Below are 17,537 nucleotides of genomic sequence, written 5' to 3'. Positions count from 1 at the left end.
TGCCGTGCAGCCGGCGTGCTAGTTCCCCGCCGCCGCTGCCTCGATCGCCGCAATGTCGATCTTGTGCATGGTCATCATCGCGTTCATGGCCCGTTTGCCCGCTTCGCGGTCGGTTGCGTTGACGAGTTCGAGTAGCCGCCGTGGCGTGATTTGCCACGAAAATCCCCACCGATCCTTGCACCAGCCACACGCGGATTCTTTCCCGCCGTTGCCGACAATGGCGTTCCAGTAGCGATCCGTTTCTTCCTGACTGTCCGTCAGCACCATGAAGCTGACCGCCTCGTTCGGCGTGAAATTCGGGCCGCCATTCAGACCCACGAAGGGTCGTCCGAGGACGGTGAATTCGACCGTCAACTCCGCGCCCTGACCGATGCCTTCGATAGGTGACACGTGGCGCGCATCGACCTGGCTATCGGGGAACGTCGCGGCGTAAAACTCCGCCGCCTCACGCGCTCTACCTTCGTCGAACCATACGCATGTGACGAGTTTCGTCATCGCAATCTCCTTTAAAGATCCTCTGCGCGGGCCTCATCGAGGGAGACGCCGTGCATGGCGCGCGAACAAGCTCACGCGATCTGCTGCACCCATTGACTGCGCCAGGCGGGCGCTTCAAATGGGTCCGAGAAATACTGCGTTTCGTGCACGACCTTGCCGTCGCGGAACTCCATCACGCTCACGGTGTAGGCCACACGGCCGTTATACGTGATGGTGTATTCGGTCACCCACAGGTTGCCTTCGCCCTGAATGCGCCGGACGTCGAAACCGGACGGCTTGCCGGGATGATGCCCGCGCAGCGCCTGCAAGTTGGCGCGCCCGAGAATGCGCTCACCGGATTGCGGGTAGTCGCAGATGGCGTCGTCTGCGTAGATGTCATGCTCGGCGTCGAGATCGCCACTCGCCGACGCCTGCCAATGTGCATTCAGCGCTTTACGTATGACATCAGGCCTCGGTTCTTGCTGCATGGCGTGCCTCCTGACTGCGTGCACCCGCTATGGCGTAGAGCGCGGAATGAACCGGGTGCTGGCCGCAGTCCGTCGCTCGGTTCAGTGTAGCAAATGCGTTTCAGCGCGACAGTGAATCGATCCGGGACGCGGCCCCGGCATCCTGTTAGTGCTCTTAATATGATGATGTCACTACTTCAATGGAACGCGGAATGGCCGGATAGTGACGAAGCCAAATACAGGAGGCTTCGAAATGCGTATTTTTCTGACCGGTGCGACAGGCTTTATCGGTGCGGCCCTCGTTCCCGAACTCATCAAGGCGGGTCATCACGTGATCGGGATGACGCGTTCGGACGCCGGCGCGCAGGCGTTGAGCAAGGCCGGTGCGGAGGTGCATCACGGCTCGCTGGAAGAGCCGGACACATTGCGCAGTGGCGCGGCCAAAGCAGATGGCGTGATTCATACCGCCTTCGATCACGATTTCTCGCGCTTCATGGAGAACTGCGAAAAGGACAAGCGCGCGATCGCGGCGCTCGGGGCTGCGCTAAAGGGCTCGGACCGTCCGCTGGTGATTACCTCCGGCACCGGCATGGGCAGCGGCTCGCACGGCGAACTGGCGAGCGAGGATGTGTTCAATGCCAGTCATCCGAATCCGCGCATCGCATCGGAACTGGCCGGGCATGAATTGCTGGAGCAAGGGGTCAACGTGTCCGTGGTGCGGCTGCCGCAGGTTCACGATCCGCTCAAGCAGGGGCTCATCACGCCGCTCGTCGCGGTGGCGCGTGAGAAGGGCGTCTCTGCCTACGTGGGCGACGGGCTGAATCGCTGGCCGGCAGGGCATGTGTCCGACGCGGCGCGGCTCTATCGGCTCGCACTGGAAAAGGCCGCGCCGGGTGCGCGCTATCACGCGGTGGGCGAGGAAGGCATCAGTAGCCGTGCAATCGCCGAATCGTTGGGGCGCGGCTTGAAGTTGCCCGTGGTGTCCATTTCAGCAGAGGAAGCGGCGGCGCATTTCGGCTGGCTGGGCATGTTCGTCGGGCTGGATATGCCGGCGTCCAGCGCGCTGACGCAGACACGCCTGAACTGGCATCCCACGGGGCCCACGCTGATTGCCGACCTCGATCAGGCGCGTTTCGTGTGATTTCATGCGTGGCGGACTGAGTGCATGCGTTGAAGCATCGGCGTTAAAGCGTTGGTGTTGAACCGCGAGTCTTATACGTGATGCTTCAGCGCAGATCGGCCCGCAGATCGCGCACGCCTCGCCCCAGCCGTTGACGCAGCAGCGTGCGCAAGGTCGCGCCATCCACATACCCCACCTCCGCAGCAATCGCATCCAGACTCAGGCCGCTGCCATGCAGCAGCGATTGCGCGTGCTCGACACGCAGGTCCTGAAAGTAGGCCAGCGGCGATTTGCCGAGCACGTCCTGGCAACGCCGCTGCAACGTGCGCGGGCTGGTTGCCAGCGCGCTGGCCGCTTCCTGCAGCGAGAACCCCGCCTTCAGATGATCACGCGCCCAGTTTTCGAAACGCTGCATGAGCGGATCGGCTTGCGCCAGATGATTGGGAATGATGTAAGGCGCCTGCGACGAGCGAATGTCGGCCAGCAGATAGCGCGACACGACCGCGGCGAGTTCCGGGCTCGCTCTGCGAATCAGCCACAGCGCGAGATCGAGATGCCCCATCGCGGCGCCCGCTGTCACGCCGATGTCCGATGGCACCAGCATGCGTGATTCGTCGAGCCGGACATTGGGGTAACGCTGCCGGAACAGGGGGCCGAGCCACCACGTCGTGGTGGCTTCCTGATCATCGAGCAGCCCGGTTTCCGCCACCAGAAACGTGCCGATACAGGACGCGGCGATGCGCGCGCCGTCGTGATGCCACTGGAGCAATTGCGCTTTGGCCTGACACACATCGGGTCGCGAGAGCGCCGGGATCAACTGCTCGGGTGTGCCGGTGCTCAGTGCCGGCACCACGACCCAGTCCGGTTTCAGATCCGCCGTAATGGCCTGCACCGGAACGATCAGGCCGTGCGCGGAGCGGACCTTCTTGCGCATGCCGACAATGGAGACATCGAAATGCGGCGTGCCGCCCATCTGCCGGGCAGAAAAGGCATTGGCGAGCGCGAGCGCATCGAGCATAACGGTCAGGCCCGTGTCGAACAGTTTTTCAAGCGCGAGGATGGCGATACGCATGGCGCAAATGACCCTAAAGTTGTCATTTACGACGATACAGCTTTTCTTCTGCGGAAGCTACAGTGAATCCCGTTGCACATCGCAATGCTTATCCACCCAGGAGATCACTGATGAAAGTTTTTGCCATCGCCACCGCCCAGCCGACCCTCACTTCCGAGAAGCTCCAGCAGCATATGCCGCACGAGGTGCCGGACACGCTGCAGCTCTATCTGGACGGAAAGGTCGAGCAGTTCTGGTTCCGCGAAAAGGCGGGCCCGATCTTTTTGATGAACGTGGAGTCGGTCGAAGAGGCCAAGGCGACGCTGAATGCGCTGCCGCTGGTCGCTGACGGTTTGATGACGTACGAGTTCTTGCCGGTGGGTCCGCTGGCGCCGCTGCGTCTGCTGATCCAGAAGAAGTGAACGTAAGAGTAAGCGCGTAGCTTGCCCGTGCGCAGCGTGACGAATTCAAGCGCCACGCTGCGCGCAAGGCGGCTACTTTGTCTCGCGTAGCAGATCGCTGATGTCGATGCCGTTTTTGGCTTCGGTCAATTGCTCATCCGGCACCGGCCCATTGCGCGTGAGATCGACGATTCCCTGATTGAGATCGACGTAGGGCCGCATGCGCTGTTCATAGGCGGCGAAGGCCTGCGGAAGATCATTCCAGTGCTGCTCCAAAGCACGCGCGAGGACGAGCGCGCCGACCAATCCGAGGCTCGTGCCCTGGCCCGAGAATGGCGACGCGCAATAGGCCGCGTCACCGGCCAGCACCACGCGTCCTTTCGACCACGACGGCATGCGAATCTGCGCGAGTTCGTTGAAGTAGAACTGATCCGTCGTTTTCATGGCTTCGAGAAAGCGCGGGAAGTCACCCTTCAGATGCGCGCATTGCTCGGCTATCAGACGCTTTTGCGCTTCCGTATCGTTGCGCGATAGCGGCGTGTCGGGTGCCCCGAAGCCCACGCCGACCCGCAGTTCGCTTTTGTCGCGGCTCGGGTAGACCACGTAGCCGATACCATCCTCACGCAATCCGAGTTGCCAGTCGCCCAGGTTGATCAGATTGGGCGTCGAAAAGAGCGCGAGCACCACGCCCAACGGAAAGACCACCGAGGCTTCATTGTCGAACACCTGCTTGCGCACGTTCGAATAGACGCCGTCGGCGCCGACCAGCAGATCGAAATCCTTGCTTGCACCGCTGGCGAAGGTCACGAAGACGCGGTCGCCACGATCGTCGACGGAGCGAATGCTGTCGTCGTACAGGATCTCGACGCGCTCGCTCAAGGCGCTCATCAACAGTTCACACAGATCGTCGCGAAAGAGTTCGATGTCGTCGCTATCCAGCCGGCCCGCGCTGAAGGTACGCTCTTCGGTGCGCTCCTTTTCGTTGCCGTCCGCGTCGAGCGTCGACATGCCCTTCAGTTGCGTACGCAGGTCACGCGCGGCATCGAGCAAACCCATCGCCTCCGTGACGTCGAGCGCGACGCCGCGAATGTCGATGGCCTGGCCGCCGCGACGAAATTCCGGCGAGCGTTCAACCAGCGTCGTGGAGAATCCGGCGCGATCCAGCCAGTAAGCGAGTGCCAGGCCGGTGACGCCTGCGCCAGAGATCAGGATGGTTCCGTTCATGCATGAGCCTCGTCGTCGTTTGCGTTGGCGAGTCGCGGCGCGGGGGGTGCATGCGCCGGGTTGCTAGAGATGCATGATAGTGCAGGCGTGCGACGCGATCTTCATACGGAAGCCGCGCTCAGCGGATCGCTGCATACAGCAGCGACAGGCCCGACATCAGCATGAGCCCGTCCACGAGTGCCCTGAAGGTGTGAGCCGACATGCGGGCGACGATGCGCCGCGCGCCGAAGGTGCCGAGCATCAGCGAAGTCCCGATGATGAGGCCGTCCATGACCACGTGAGTGGGCAGGGCGCCGAACTGCTGGAACACGGAAACCTTGGCGCCGTACACGGCCAGCGACGCCGCGGCCTCAGTGGCGAGGAAGGCGCCCTTGGCGAGTCCATAGCCCATGAAGATGGGTACGGTGATCGGCCCGGTGGACACCACGATGCCGGTCAGGAATCCGACCACGCCGCCGATCAGCGCGAGATGCCAGCAGGTGAAGCGAAACGACTGGCGTGCCAGCCAGCGGCGTGCCGGGACCATCGCAAGGAAGAAAATCCCAAGCGCAATGTCGACCACGTGCGGCCGCAATGCGAGCAGGGTGCGCACGCCGAGCATGGCGCCGGGCACGGCCGTCACGCAGTAAGAGCCGCACGCGCGCCAGTCAATTTCCCGCCACCACGAAAGCACTTTCCCGAGATTGCCCATGATGGCGGCGATCGCCATGATGGGCACCGCCTGTTGCGGGCCATACAGAATGACCAGCACCGGCATCAGCATCATCGAGGAGCCTGTGCCGACGACGCCGCTCAGCACGCCGGCGAGTAATCCCACAGTGAGAACGAGCAGGTAATCCATTTCAGGTCGGCCAATTGATCGCAGGCGTAAGCGTATGATGAGAAACCAGCTCACACAACCGAATAAAATTAGCGGGATGTGGAAAGAAAACTGACATATGCGACAAAAACTTCCCCCGCTCAACGCATTGCGCGTGTTCGAGGTGGCGGCGCGGGCGGGTAGTTATTCGGCTGCGGCGCGCGAACTGAATCTCACACACGGCGCGGTGAGCCGGCACATCGCCATTCTGGAAGACTGGCTCGGGCAGCCGCTGTTCGTGCGCGAAGGGCAAAGCATGGTGGCGTCCTCGCATGCACGCGCGCTGGCGCGCGAGATCAGCGCCGCCTTCGATCACATCGCGGACGCCGCCGAGCGCTACGGCAAGAATCCGCACATGAAGGTCATCCGGGTGAGCGCGCCGACCACGGTGGCGATGCGCTGGCTAATCCCAAGGCTTGCTGACTTTGCTGCGATCCGGCCGGATGTCGACGTGCGCGTCTCGACGGCCACCTCAACGGAGCAGGAGATCAAGGGGAGTTTCGATGTCGCGATTCGCCGCTATCTGCCAGCGGGCGATGAGTATCAATGGTGGCAGTTGTTCCGCGAACACAACACGGTGATTGCGAGTCCGCAGTTGCTGGCGCGGACCGGCATCACGCAGGTGGAGCAACTCGCCGCGCAGACGTGGCTCACCAGCGAAACGCGTCCGGGTGATTGGGAGGCGTGGACCGAAGCGGTTGGCCACCCCACATTGCGGCCCACGCGCAGCATGCGCTTCGGTCACTTCTTCGTCACGCTGCAAGCGGTGGTGGATGGCCTCGGCTTCGCGATCGGTCCCTTCCCCACGTTGGATTACGACGTTGCGGCGGGCCGCGTGCAGCAGCCCTTCCCGGAACTGACCACCACCGGCGCGACCTGTTACGCGCTGGTGCCGCTACATGCCGACAAGCCCGTTCATGTGCGGGAGTTCCTCGAATGGCTGCGCGCCAATAGTGCTTGATGCATGCGCGCGCGTGTGCCGATGCGTGTGTGCATGAGTGCGTGTGGCCGCCAACGCAGCCCCTCTAACTGTGGCACTCAACCAACAACAGGCGTGCATCAAGTTCGTGAAACAACGCCCCACGCCCGCCCTGTCTCGCTTTGCGTTACTTCAGGTTTCTGAAAACCAGAATTTCAACCTCGAGTAATTTTTAACATTAAGACGTCCGATATATTTTGGCCGCCGCGATCACTTGCGTCGCCGTGCAGGAATCCCACTCCTGAAGGGTCCTCGGGACCTTCCAATTTACTCGGACAACATTTCATGAAAAAAACGCTCGTTGCCGCTGCCACTCTCGCAGCCATGACCTCGATCGCCCATGCGCAAAGCAGCGTGACGCTCTACGGCGCATTGGACACCAGCATTGCTTATTTCGGCAACCAGCAGGGCGCGAATCGTTCGGGCGGCACCTTCCAGATGGAAGCCGGCAATCTCTCACCGAACCTGTGGGGCTTGAAGGGCACGGAAGATCTGGGCGGCGGTCTGTCAGCCATCTTCAAACTGGAAAGCGGCTTTAACATCGACAATGGCCGCCTCGGCCAGGGTCAACGCATGTTCGGCCGCACCGCGATGGTCGGTCTCTCGGGCGACAACACGGGTTCCGTAACGGTGGGCCGTCAGTACGATCCGCTGATCGACCTGATCCAGCCGTTGACCAACGACGATTCGTTCGGCCCGACCTTCGCGACGCCTGGCGACATGGATAACTATGACAACAGTTATCGCACCAACAACTCGATCAAGTACACCACGCCGAATTTCGCGGGCCTGCAGGCGTCGGCCATGTACGCGTTCGGTGGCGTGCCCGGCAGCGTCGCGAGCGGCCAGACGTATGCAGCAGCGGTGGCGTATAACCACGACTCGTTCGGCTTCGGCGCGGGCTACTTCCACGCCAACAGCGATCACGGCAGCGCCGCCACGTTCGACGGTCTGAATCCGGATGCGAGCAGCTTCGCGGTGGATTCGGTGGCGACGACCGGCGCCTTTGTCTCGGCGAATTCGATGCAGATCATTCGCGCCGCAGCCGATTACTCGATTGGCAGCTTCACGGCTGGCGTAGCGTACAGCAACGTGCAGTACAACAACTACGCCACTTCGTTCGGAGACCAGAACAATACGAAGTTCAACACGGGGCAGGTGTTCCTGAACTACCAGGTGACCCCGACGATGCTGCTCGGCGCCGGCTATGACTACACCAAGGGTAGCGGCAACAACGTGACGGTGTCGTACAACCAGTTCAGCCTGGGTGCCGACTACTTCCTCTCGAAGCACACGGACATCTACGCGCTCGCGGGCTATCAGAAGGCTTCCGGCAACACGATCGATGCGACGACGGGCAATGTGGTCGCCGCAGTGGCGTCGATGGGTGACTTCGGTAACGACGCGTCCAACAACAAGCAGGCAATGGGCATGATCGGTATCCGTCACAAGTTCTAAGCGGTTGAGGGGGCGGAGATGGATTCGCCAATCCTGCGTTTGACGAGTACCCTATTGTCTAATGCACTCCGTCCCCTGAGCCCACCCATGCCCGTTCTCGCATTCGCTCACTACAATCTGCGCGCGGATCGCGCGACGCTCGACACGCTGCGCGACTTCTACGTGCAGGTGGTCGGTCTCAGACTCGGCGCAAGGCCGCCGTTCAATAACTTCGGCTACTGGCTGTATGCCGGTGAGCGCGACGTGCTGCATCTCAGCGAAGCGGGACCCGGCGAGCAGCGTCCCGCGAACGTCACCAATACCTTCGATCACGTGGCTTTCTCCTGCGCCGACATGCCGGCTTTCGAGAAGCATCTGGATGCGCACGGCGTGCGCTACCGGCACGACCTCGTGCCGCTGACAGGGCAGCAGCAGCTTTTCTTCACCGACCCGGCCGGTAATGGCGTCGAACTGAATTTCCTGGAAAGCAGTCGCTGAAGTCACGCGGCATCGAGGCAAGCATGGAAGACACTCTGCTGTTCCAGTTGCGGATCACCGTTTCGGATGAACTCGCGCCCGCGTTGCGTCACGATCCGCTGGCACTCGCTCATCCCGCGCTGCATGATGTGCTGCACAGGCATAACGCCTCCCTGAAGTGCCAGTTCGACGCGTTCGCCGATTATGTCCACGAGGCCGAACAGCAGGACCCGGATAACTATCCGCTCTACGACTGGACGCTGAAAACCATCGAGAACCCGGAAAAGAAGGCGAAATATCTGCGCTCGTTCACGCTCTACGCGAACGGCGAGGAAGTGTATGGCAAGGAAATTGCGGACGTGCTCGAGGCGGCGTTGTCTGCACTGGTGGGGCAGGGCGGCATTGAAAAGGTCTTCCGCTACGACACCAATCCGGCGCACAACCCGCAGCCGCCGGCGCGCTAGTCCACGTTGGTGCGGATCAATGAGCGGTTCGCACGGCTGTCTGCTTTTTGCCGCGACAACCGCTATGCTATGCGTTCCACTCAACCAGGGCCTCCCTCATGAATACGACACCAGGATCCATGATCACCTTTCGTCGCCCCGACGGCCAGGAAGTGCAAGGTTATCTCGCCAGCCCGGAAAAACTCGAAGGCGCACCCGCCATCGTAGTGATCCAGGAATGGTGGGGCTTGAACGAGCAGATTCGCGGCGTCGCGGATCGTCTCGCGCGCTGCGGCTATCTGGCGCTCGTGCCTGACCTGTATCGCGGCAAGTGCACGGTTGAAGAAGAGGAGGCGCATCACCTGATGGATGGCCTCGATTTCGGCGACGCCGCTTCGCAGGACATCCACGGCGCCGTGCAATATTTGCAGCAACAGGCGCCGCGCGTGGCCGTCACCGGCTACTGCATGGGCGGCGCGCTGACGCTGCTCGCGCTCGGCCAGGTGCCGGGCATTGCGGCAGGGCTCGTGTGGTATGGCTGCCCGCCGGTGGATTACATCAACGCGGCCAACATCAAGGTGCCGGTGCAGGCGCACTGGGCTACGCAAGACGAGTTCTTCCCGCCCGCCACGGTGGAAACGGTCGAGAAGAAGCTGCGCGATGCCGGCGTCGAACTGGAATCGCACCACTACCTCGCGCATCATGCGTTCGCTAACGAAACGGCGGCCGGTCCGGGCCGCATTTCGCGCACGCAATACGATCCGGTCTGGGCCCAACTCGCCTGGGACCGTGCGCTGACGTTCTTCGGCCGCACGCTGTGGCCGCAACACGACTAAGCTACGTCTTGTCGTCAGGGCGGGCAGCGCGACGAGCGCTGCCAATCGCCTGAAGGCGCGAGGTGCACCCGGCCGGTCTTCGCCACAGCGAGGCCTTCAATTAGCCGCCAGGCCGGCCAAAATTAGCCGCCAGGCCGGCCAAAGATTGAACGACCTCCGCCAACCTCCTGTCTCATCGAAGCGCTTGCTTGCAACCCGGCACATTGCAGCCCACACTGCGATGTGCAGCACCGCAATGGCATCGCATAACTGCTTGATCGGCGCGAGCCGTTCCGCTCGCGATATCGCACGTAAGGAGTGAAAGATGCAGCTAGGCATGATTGGATTGGGGCGCATGGGCGCCGACATGGTACGGCGCCTGACCGCGGGTGGTCAGACGTGCGTGGTGTACGACGTGCAGCAGGCTGCGGTCGACAAGCTCAAGCAGGACGGTGTGGATGGAACCACGTCGCTCGAAGAGCTGGTCAAGAAACTGGCCAAGCCGCGCGCGGTCTGGTTGATGGTGCCGGCTGCGGTGGTCGACAAGACGCTTGCGCAACTCACGCCGTTGCTCGAACCGGGCGATATCGTCATTGACGGCGGCAACTCGTTCTATCACGACGACATCCGCCGCGGTAACGAACTCGGCGCGCAGAAACTGCACTACGTGGACGTGGGCACGAGCGGCGGTGTCGCCGGCCGCGAACGCGGTTATTGCCTGATGATTGGCGGCGAGAAAGAGGTGGTGCAACACCTCGATCCCATCTTTTCGACGCTGGCGCCAGGCGCCGGCGCGGCACCTGCCACGCACGGCCGCAGCCCGGACGCGGGCACGGCAGACAAGGGCTACCTGCATTGCGGGCCGCAGGGCGCGGGCCACTTCGTCAAGATGGTTCACAACGGTATCGAGTACGGCATCATGGCGGCGTACGCCGAAGGCATGAACGTGCTCCACAACGCGAACGCCGGCAAGCTGACGCAGGAAATCGACGCCGAGACCTCGCCATTGCGCAACCCCGAGTTCTATCAATACGACCTGAATCTGCCCGAGATCGCGGAAGTGTGGCGGCGCGGCAGCGTGATCGGTTCGTGGCTGCTCGACCTGATTGCTTCCTCGCTGGCGGGTGATGCCAGCCTGAAGGAGTACACGGGTCGCGTCTCCGATTCGGGCGAAGGGCGCTGGACGGTCGAAGCGGCCATCGACGAAGGCGTGCCCGTGCCGGTGCTGAGCGCCGCGCTGTTCGAGCGCTTCAGTTCGCGCGGCAACGACGACTACGCCAACCGCGTGATGTCGGCCATGCGGCACGACTTCGGCGGCCACCTGGAAAAGGCCATCCCCAAGCCGGACAAGACGTAAGCGGCAAGCTGAGGGACGCGGCGCTGTCTGCCCGCCTGTTGCGTGCAGCCGCGCCGTGCCGCCGGATCGCGTTGTCCGGGCGGCGGCACGGCAGGGCGTCGCCGCGTGGTGCGGGTGAGCGTGCACGAGTGGGCGGCGTTCATGGCGGCGTGCGTGGCTGGCGTTTCCCATTGGTTGGCGTAATCTGCGTGGCACGCATGCCAGCCCTGGCGTCGCGGGCAAGTGAGATTCGACGGGCAGGATACAATTCGGCAGCGTCGAATTTGTCCCACACCGAACCCATCCATCCATGCCGAATCCGAACCGGGCCTTCCTGCTTGGCCCGCTGCTAAAAGGCGTCTCCCGTTCTTTCTACCTCACGCTGCGCATCCTGCCTGCCGGCATGCGCGATCCGGTTGGACTCGCGTATCTGCTGGCCCGCGCCGCGGATACGATCGCCGATACCTCGCTGATTCCCCCTGCTCAACGGCTGGATTTATTGCTGGCGCTGCGCGCCCAGGTGAATGGCGCGCCGGACGAAAGTGCCTTCCTGCAACGCATGGCCGGCGAAGTGGCGGCGCAACAGACGCATTCGGACGAGAAGGTGCTGCTGGAGTCGCTCGGACCCGCGCTCGCCGTCCTAGCGCAACTGGATGATGCCGATCGCAAGGCCGTACGCGAGATCGTCACCACGCTCACGCAAGGCATGGAATTCGATCTGCGCACGTTCCCTGACGAGCAATCCGGCCAGATCGTCGCACTTCGCGAACTCGCCGAACTGGATCGCTATACCTATCTCGTCGCCGGTTGCGTGGGGGAGTTCTGGACCAGCATGACCTTCGCGCATGTGCCGGGCGCGCTCAAAGACACGCCAGACGCGATGTTTGCGCGCGGTATCCGCTTCGGTAAAGCGCTGCAGATGACCAACGTATTGCGCGATTGCGGCAAGGATTTACGCATTGGCCGCTGCTATTTGCCGGATGTCATGCTGACGCACCACGGTTTGACGCCGCAGGACCTGCTGGCGCCGTCAAACTCGCTGCGTGCGCAACCGTTGCTGTTCGAACTTGTGCGCATGACGCTGGATCATTTCCGCGCTGCCGTCGATTACACGCTGGCAATTCCCGCGTTTTCCGTGCGCCTGCGGCTGGCTTGTTTGTGGCCGGTGCTGATCGGTCTCGAAACGCTGCTCCTGCTGGTGCAAAACGAGCATTGGCTCGATCCCGTGCAGGTCTCCAAGATTCAACGCAACAAGGTGTACCAGGTGATTGGCGGCTCGCTTCCGCTGGTGGCGTCGGACGCGCTGCTGCGGCGCTGGACAGGCGGCCTGATTGCACGAATTGAGGCACGCCTCGCCCTCTGATTACCGCAACGCCGCCAGGGCAAATATCGAAGAATATGCATGACGTCACGTGTTTTTACGAGTTTTCACATGTGACAACGTTTGTGCATGCCGGTCGATGGCATGATATCGGCCTTGACGACTCTTCCACCCGCCCGTCCCCAATATATGTCGAATCTGATCGTACATGGCGGCCTCCCGTTGCGCGGCGAGATCACGCCATCCGCCAATAAAAACGCAGTTCTGCCGATTCTCTGTGCCACCCTGTTGACCGATCAGCCGTTGCGACTGATCGGCGTGCCGGACATCACCGACGTCCGGAAAATTCTGGATATCTTCCGCATGCTCGGCAGTGAAGTGTCGATGAACTTCACCACCGGCATCCTCGATTTGCATCATCACGCCACGCGCTTCGACCCGGTCACGCACAAGCTGCCGGAAGAGATGCGCTCGTCGATCATGCTGGTGCCGCCGCTGCTGGCGCGTTTCGGCGTGGCGCGGCTCGAAAACGACGTGAAGGGCTGCACGCTGGGCGTGCGCGAAATCGATCCGCACGTCGAGGTGTTCGAGCGCTTCGGCGCACGCGTGTCGCGCACCGCCGAGTCGCTGATCGTGCGTGCGGAGAAGCAGATGGCGCGCAACGATCACTGGCTCGACTACGCGTCCGTCACCACCACGGAAAACTTCGTGCTGTGCGCGGCCACGGCCGAAGGCACGTCAACGCTCGTCAACGCGGCATCCGAGCCGCACGTGCAGGAGTTTTGTCGTTTCCTCGCCATGCTCGGCGTGGCGATCGAGGGCATCGGCACCTCGCGCATCTGCGTGACCGGCGGTCAAAAGCTGGGCGGCGGCGAGTTTCGCTTTAGCGAGGATTTCCACGAGATCACGACCTTCCTCGCGCTGGGTGCGATTACCGGCGGCGACATTGCTGTCAGGAACACGGCGCCGGAACAGTTTCCGCTGATCGACCGGACCTTCGCCAAATTCGGCGTCAACGTGGTTCATCGCGATGGCTGGTCGCATGCGGTCCGCGACGGCGCGCTGAAAGTGCGCCGGCCGTTCACGCAGAACATTCTGACCAAGGTCGAAGCCGCGCCGTGGCCGTATCTGCCGGTGGACCTGCTGCCCATCTTCATCGCGCTCGGCGTGAAGGCCGAAGGCAGCGCGATGTTCTGGAACAAGGTCTACGACGGCGCAATGGGCTGGACCGGCGAGCTCTCAAAGTTCGGCGCGCATGTGTTCCTGTCTGACCCGCATCGGCTGATCACGTTTGGTGGGTTGCAGCTGAGCCCGGCGCGCGTGGAAAGCCCGTACATCATCCGCGTGGCGATCGCGCTGCTGATGGTGGCGGCGAGCATCGAGGGACGCTCGGAAATCATGAATGCGCTGCCGATCCGCCGCGCGCACCCGCATTTCGTGGAGAACCTGCGCTCGGTCGGGGCAAACGTGGAATGGACCAGCAGCGAGTGATATCGCCGCGTGGGTGAGGCGGGGGAACGGGACGGACCCCTGGCCGGCCCAGGGTCTCGGGCGTATCGCGCAATGCAAACCGCCGCATCCCGCCTGCCTGATTTACTGCACCGCGTAGCCCTTGCCTTGCATGCAGACGCCGTAAGCACGCCAGTAGCGCGTCATGGGCGGCTCCGGTGGCGGGGGCGGCGGCAGTTTTACTTCGGCTTCGGTGGTGGGCTGCGCGTCGCTCGCGCCACTTGTCCCGCTGGCGCCGCTCACTTCGGGTACGCCGTTCTTGTCGGTTTTGGCCACGGCGTCGCTGCCCGGCATGGCGCCGGCCGGCATGCCCGGCATGCCTTTGGCGGTCATGGCGCCGCTTGCGCCGGAAGGTGCGGCGGCACCCGCGAGGGTACTGCTGGCGCCCACGCCGCTCGCGGGCAGCGGCGGTTGTCCACCCTGGACGCCGCCGCCACTGCCGGCGAGTGCCGGGGCGGGCTTCGGCGCCATCGGCGCCTGCGCTTCACGGGTGATATTGACGTTGGTCTGGCGGTTCGCCATGCCGTAGCACAACGCCGCGTCGACATTTTGCTGGGATGGGGTCTGGCCACGGACGGGGTACACCACGGGCTGCCAGGCAAACGCCATACCGCTCGTGAGCAATAGTGTCAGGGCAATCGGGATCGTAATTTTCATCGCGGCGCCTCCTGCGGCGGTGTCGCTGCTGTGCGTGTCCGACGCCACCGCGCAATCGAAACGGACGACGTGAATAGCCCCCACGTCGCCACACTTGGCGGCAGTCGATATGCATTGAGCGTACCACTGCGTGCTGGCGCTCAGCAGCGCGAAGTATCGGCGCTGTCGGCCATTGTGAAGTGCAATTAGGGCACGTAAGGACGGCTGTGGCCGTCGCCCCGTGGCGGCTAGCTGGTCGTACCGGCGGGTTCGAGCGCCACGGTCACGGCGAGGCGTCCGGTTTCGACGCCCATCGTGTTGCGCATGGGCGGCGTGCGGAACGCTGCGAGAGCGGCGCGTTGGGTCTCGGTGCCAAGCTGCAGCTGGCCCAGCAGTTCGGCCACGATGGCGTACAGCACGGTGGCATTGCCGTCCTCGACCTTGACGGCGATGCCCAAAGCGCCGTGCGCGCCGAGCCGTTGCGTCTGCGCATTGGCTCGCACGCCGATTCCGTAGCACGCGTCGGCGCCGACCTTGGCGACCAGATCCCCTTCGAACGCACGCATCAGCGCCGTGCAAAACCGCCCCTCACCGGCAACTAGTTCTGGATACGTGGTCATCGCGCGATAGATGTGTGCGAGCGCGGTCTCACGTGCGGACACGGTGCCGGTGGCCGCACGGCTGGCGGCGTCGGCGAGACTGGCGTAGAGGCGCGCCAGACGGTCGAGCGGAAACGCCGGCGTGGGCAAGTTGCAGCCGTCAATAGCCCACTGCACCGCGTCGTCCGGCAGACCGCAAGCCTGTGCGACCGTGTGTTTGACGCGCGCCTGCAACGGATGGCCGGGCAGGTGGTAGTCGGCCCTGCCCGCGCCAATGGCCTGCGCGGCGGCGAGCATGCCGGCGTGCTTGCCGGAGCAGTTGCTGCATACCGCGCCCGGCGTGAAATCGCGCTTGATCCACGCCCGGTAGACCGCCTCCGAAAGCGGCGGGTGGCCGCCGCAGCGCAGATCGGCTTCGCTTGCCTGCGACTTGGCGAGCATTTGCCGCGTGCGTTCGATATGCCGTTCCTCGCTGTTGTGCGACCCGCACATCAAGGCGAGATCGGCGTCGTCGAAACCGAACCGTTCGAGGGCGCCGGTCTCGACCACGGCGAGCGCCTGCGCGGGCTTGGCCGCCGAGCGCGCCAGCGTCATGCGCGCCGGATCGCCAAACGCGTAGAGCAGACGGCCCTCGGCATCGACCACGGCGACGTGCGCAACATGGCTATTTTCAACCGCGTCGCCGCGGAAGGTGGTTGCCGCAACCGGCCTTGCTGCTTGCCCGCTCATCGCTGTGCTCCTGAATGTCGAATCGGATAAAGCGATTTTACCGGCTCGCATGAAGCTGACCAAATGGTCAGGTTCGAGTCGAATTGACCTTTCTTATGGCTGAATCTACGGCCCAATAGCGCGCTGTATTAAACGCGGGTATGCCGAAACCGCCGGCCATTTAAGCCCGCTGCGAATAATTCAAGCGGCCACGGCATTTCTGCTGACGCCAGGTTGTAATACATCGAAACGAAAATATCGGATAGGAAACCGCCAGGAAAATCTTCGGGCGACCGATTTTCTAGTCACGAAGCGCGCCTAGAATCCGGTCAATTTCGTCGAATTGCGCCTGGGTTAATTGATGAGTCTGCGTCAGCGCGCTCAGGCGTTTGCGCCAATATGCGCGGGGCAGCCCCGAGCGGTCGAGTTCCGCGTTGGAGAGCCGTTCGGTGACGAGTTTGATGTGCAGCAGCTCGCTGTGCACGAGCTTCTCGGAATGGGTGCCCGACATTTTCGACGGCCCATCCCGACACAAACCCTGGTCGGAAATTATTCCCATATTGCAGCGCCGCTGAGCCTGGTGACAACGCGCGAAAAAACCCCGGCGGTGTCAGCCCTTAAAGCGGCCTCCTCTCGAATTTTTTTAAATGGAGGCGTAGAAAACTGGAACGCCCGCTCGAATATCGTTTCGTTCTGCTATACCGAACGGCGTTCGGCATTTGATTTATGGTAATTTCGGCTTTAGTGACTGTCAATATGAGATGTGGGATGCTTGTAGGGTAGTTCATCAAATCAGACGGATTGAAATACAAATGACAGATGCAGTTCAAACTGCCGAGGAGCGATATGCGCTGCGTAGTGTGAGTCGCGCACTCGACGTCCTGGAGGCTTTGGGGAGAGCGGCCAGCGAGGGCTTGACCGTCGCAGGGGTGGCCGAGCAGATCGGAGTATCCAAAAGTACCGCCTTCGCGCTGCTGCAAACGCTGTTGCAGCGTAACTTCGTGACCGACGTGCGGCTAGGCGGCTCGCGCCGCTACCGGCTCGGGCTTTCGCTCGTCTTTCTGGGCGATCGGGCTGCCGAAGAAGTCGGCGTCTCGCAACTGGCCATGCCGGTCTTGCGCGAACTCACGGCGTCCACGGGCCTCACATCGCGTCTTGCGATTCTCGATCACGGCTACGCGGTGGCGATCAGCCGCGTCGACGCGCCCGGCATTCTGCGCATTGCCTCGGCACTCGGGCAGCGCGAGTTGCCGCATTGCTCCGCGCTCGGCAAATCCCTGCTCGCGTTGTTGCCGCCCGCTCGCGTCGTCAAGCTGCTGACGCAGACCGGCATGCCGCGTCGCACGGAATACACGCTCACGACGCCCGTGGAGTTGATGCAGGACCTGCTGCTGGTCGCGGAGCGCGGCTACGCGTTCGACAACGAAGAGGACAACATCGGCGTGGTGTGCATTGGCGCGGCCATTACGAATCGCGAAGGCGAGGGCGTGGCGGCGATCAGCGTCACCACCCTCAAGAGCGGTTTGAGTGATGACGATCTGCACGAACTGGGACGCACGCTGCGCCGCTACGCGGATCGCGTCAGCCGGCAGCTCGGCGCGGAAGTCGACGCCGAAGCCTATGCACTGAATGACCCGCAAAGCTGAGGTGGGCGGTTCGTGTGGCGGGTTCTTGCGCGGGA

Annotated in this window: 19 protein-coding genes; 11 read left to right on the top strand and 8 right to left on the bottom strand. The window is 62.8% G+C overall.

Features of this window, described 5'->3' with window-relative positions; translation table 11 throughout:
• Positions 1-18 precede the first annotated feature (18 nt).
• A complete protein-coding gene (locus tag D0B32_RS01560; RefSeq protein ID WP_117331920.1) occupies positions 19-495 on the bottom strand; it encodes a VOC family protein in 477 nt (158 codons plus the stop codon).
• Positions 496-566: 71 nt separating this feature from the next.
• Positions 567-962, bottom strand: coding sequence for a nuclear transport factor 2 family protein (locus D0B32_RS01555; RefSeq protein ID WP_117331919.1), 396 nt, complete (start codon positions 960-962; stop codon positions 567-569).
• A 232-nt stretch (positions 963-1,194) separates the two neighbouring features.
• Between D0B32_RS01555 and D0B32_RS01550 the strand changes: the two genes are divergently transcribed.
• On the top strand, positions 1,195-2,082 hold the full coding sequence (locus tag D0B32_RS01550) for an SDR family oxidoreductase (RefSeq protein ID WP_117331918.1): 888 nt from the start codon (positions 1,195-1,197) through the stop codon (positions 2,080-2,082).
• 85 nt (positions 2,083-2,167) lie between these two features.
• Here D0B32_RS01550 and D0B32_RS01545 read toward each other — a convergent pair whose 3' ends face one another.
• Positions 2,168-3,133: a GlxA family transcriptional regulator gene (locus tag D0B32_RS01545; RefSeq protein WP_117331917.1), complete on the bottom strand. Its 966-nt coding sequence runs from the start codon at positions 3,131-3,133 to the stop codon at positions 2,168-2,170.
• A gap of 110 nt (positions 3,134-3,243) precedes the next feature.
• On the opposite strand from D0B32_RS01545, the gene D0B32_RS01540 reads away from it, so the two are divergent.
• Positions 3,244-3,534: a hypothetical protein gene (locus D0B32_RS01540; protein ID WP_117331916.1), complete on the top strand. Its 291-nt coding sequence runs from the start codon at positions 3,244-3,246 to the stop codon at positions 3,532-3,534.
• A 72-nt stretch (positions 3,535-3,606) separates the two neighbouring features.
• Here the strand turns inward: D0B32_RS01540 and D0B32_RS01535 are convergent, their stop codons facing one another.
• Positions 3,607-4,737 carry an FAD-dependent monooxygenase gene (locus tag D0B32_RS01535; protein ID WP_117331915.1) on the bottom strand — a complete coding sequence of 377 codons (1,131 nt, stop codon included), beginning with the start codon at positions 4,735-4,737 and terminating at the stop codon, positions 3,607-3,609.
• A 118-nt stretch (positions 4,738-4,855) separates the two neighbouring features.
• The gene (locus tag D0B32_RS01530) at positions 4,856-5,578 is read right to left on the bottom strand and encodes a sulfite exporter TauE/SafE family protein (RefSeq protein ID WP_117331914.1); all 723 of its coding nucleotides are present in this window, start codon (positions 5,576-5,578) and stop codon (positions 4,856-4,858) included.
• Between the two features lie 97 nt (positions 5,579-5,675).
• On the opposite strand from D0B32_RS01530, the gene D0B32_RS01525 reads away from it, so the two are divergent.
• The 8 genes from D0B32_RS01525 (at position 5,676) to D0B32_RS01490 (ending at position 13,895) form a co-directional block, all read left to right on the top strand.
• Positions 5,676-6,557, top strand: coding sequence for a LysR substrate-binding domain-containing protein (locus D0B32_RS01525; RefSeq protein ID WP_117331913.1), 882 nt, complete (start codon positions 5,676-5,678; stop codon positions 6,555-6,557).
• Between the two features lie 303 nt (positions 6,558-6,860).
• Positions 6,861-8,033: a porin gene (locus D0B32_RS01520; protein ID WP_117331912.1), complete on the top strand. Its 1,173-nt coding sequence runs from the start codon at positions 6,861-6,863 to the stop codon at positions 8,031-8,033.
• Positions 8,034-8,120: 87 nt separating this feature from the next.
• Positions 8,121-8,510, top strand: coding sequence for a VOC family protein (locus D0B32_RS01515; protein ID WP_117331911.1), 390 nt, complete (start codon positions 8,121-8,123; stop codon positions 8,508-8,510).
• Between the two features lie 23 nt (positions 8,511-8,533).
• Positions 8,534-8,953 carry a hypothetical protein gene (locus D0B32_RS01510; protein WP_117331910.1) on the top strand — a complete coding sequence of 140 codons (420 nt, stop codon included), beginning with the start codon at positions 8,534-8,536 and terminating at the stop codon, positions 8,951-8,953.
• 98 nt (positions 8,954-9,051) lie between these two features.
• Positions 9,052-9,768 carry a dienelactone hydrolase family protein gene (locus D0B32_RS01505; RefSeq protein WP_117331909.1) on the top strand — a complete coding sequence of 239 codons (717 nt, stop codon included), beginning with the start codon at positions 9,052-9,054 and terminating at the stop codon, positions 9,766-9,768.
• A gap of 304 nt (positions 9,769-10,072) precedes the next feature.
• Positions 10,073-11,104, top strand: coding sequence for a phosphogluconate dehydrogenase (NAD(+)-dependent, decarboxylating) (gene gnd, locus D0B32_RS01500; RefSeq protein ID WP_117331908.1), 1,032 nt, complete (start codon positions 10,073-10,075; stop codon positions 11,102-11,104).
• A gap of 289 nt (positions 11,105-11,393) precedes the next feature.
• On the top strand, positions 11,394-12,446 hold the full coding sequence (locus D0B32_RS01495) for a phytoene/squalene synthase family protein (RefSeq protein WP_117331907.1): 1,053 nt from the start codon (positions 11,394-11,396) through the stop codon (positions 12,444-12,446).
• A 147-nt stretch (positions 12,447-12,593) separates the two neighbouring features.
• The gene (locus tag D0B32_RS01490; protein ID WP_117331906.1) at positions 12,594-13,895 is read left to right on the top strand and encodes a UDP-N-acetylglucosamine 1-carboxyvinyltransferase; all 1,302 of its coding nucleotides are present in this window, start codon (positions 12,594-12,596) and stop codon (positions 13,893-13,895) included.
• Between the two features lie 102 nt (positions 13,896-13,997).
• Here the strand turns inward: D0B32_RS01490 and D0B32_RS01485 are convergent, their stop codons facing one another.
• The 3 genes from D0B32_RS01485 to D0B32_RS01475 all read right to left on the bottom strand — a co-directional run bounded on the left by D0B32_RS01485 (position 13,998) and on the right by D0B32_RS01475 (position 16,367).
• Positions 13,998-14,570, bottom strand: a complete 573-nt coding sequence (locus tag D0B32_RS01485; RefSeq protein ID WP_117331905.1) for a hypothetical protein — start codon at positions 14,568-14,570, stop codon at positions 13,998-14,000.
• Between the two features lie 227 nt (positions 14,571-14,797).
• Complete coding sequence (locus D0B32_RS01480) at positions 14,798-15,877, bottom strand: asparaginase (RefSeq protein ID WP_117331904.1); 1,080 nt, start codon at positions 15,875-15,877, stop codon at positions 14,798-14,800.
• 280 nt (positions 15,878-16,157) lie between these two features.
• Complete coding sequence (locus D0B32_RS01475) at positions 16,158-16,367, bottom strand: hypothetical protein (protein ID WP_117331903.1); 210 nt, start codon at positions 16,365-16,367, stop codon at positions 16,158-16,160.
• 301 nt (positions 16,368-16,668) lie between these two features.
• Between D0B32_RS01475 and D0B32_RS01470 the strand changes: the two genes are divergently transcribed.
• Positions 16,669-17,502, top strand: coding sequence for an IclR family transcriptional regulator (locus tag D0B32_RS01470; protein WP_181969686.1), 834 nt, complete (start codon positions 16,669-16,671; stop codon positions 17,500-17,502).
• Positions 17,503-17,537 lie beyond the last annotated feature (35 nt).

The organism is Paraburkholderia sp. DHOC27 (assembly GCF_003429005.1).
Classification (GTDB): domain Bacteria; phylum Pseudomonadota; class Gammaproteobacteria; order Burkholderiales; family Burkholderiaceae; genus Paraburkholderia.
This window is presented reverse-complemented; position numbering and strand designations above follow the sequence as displayed.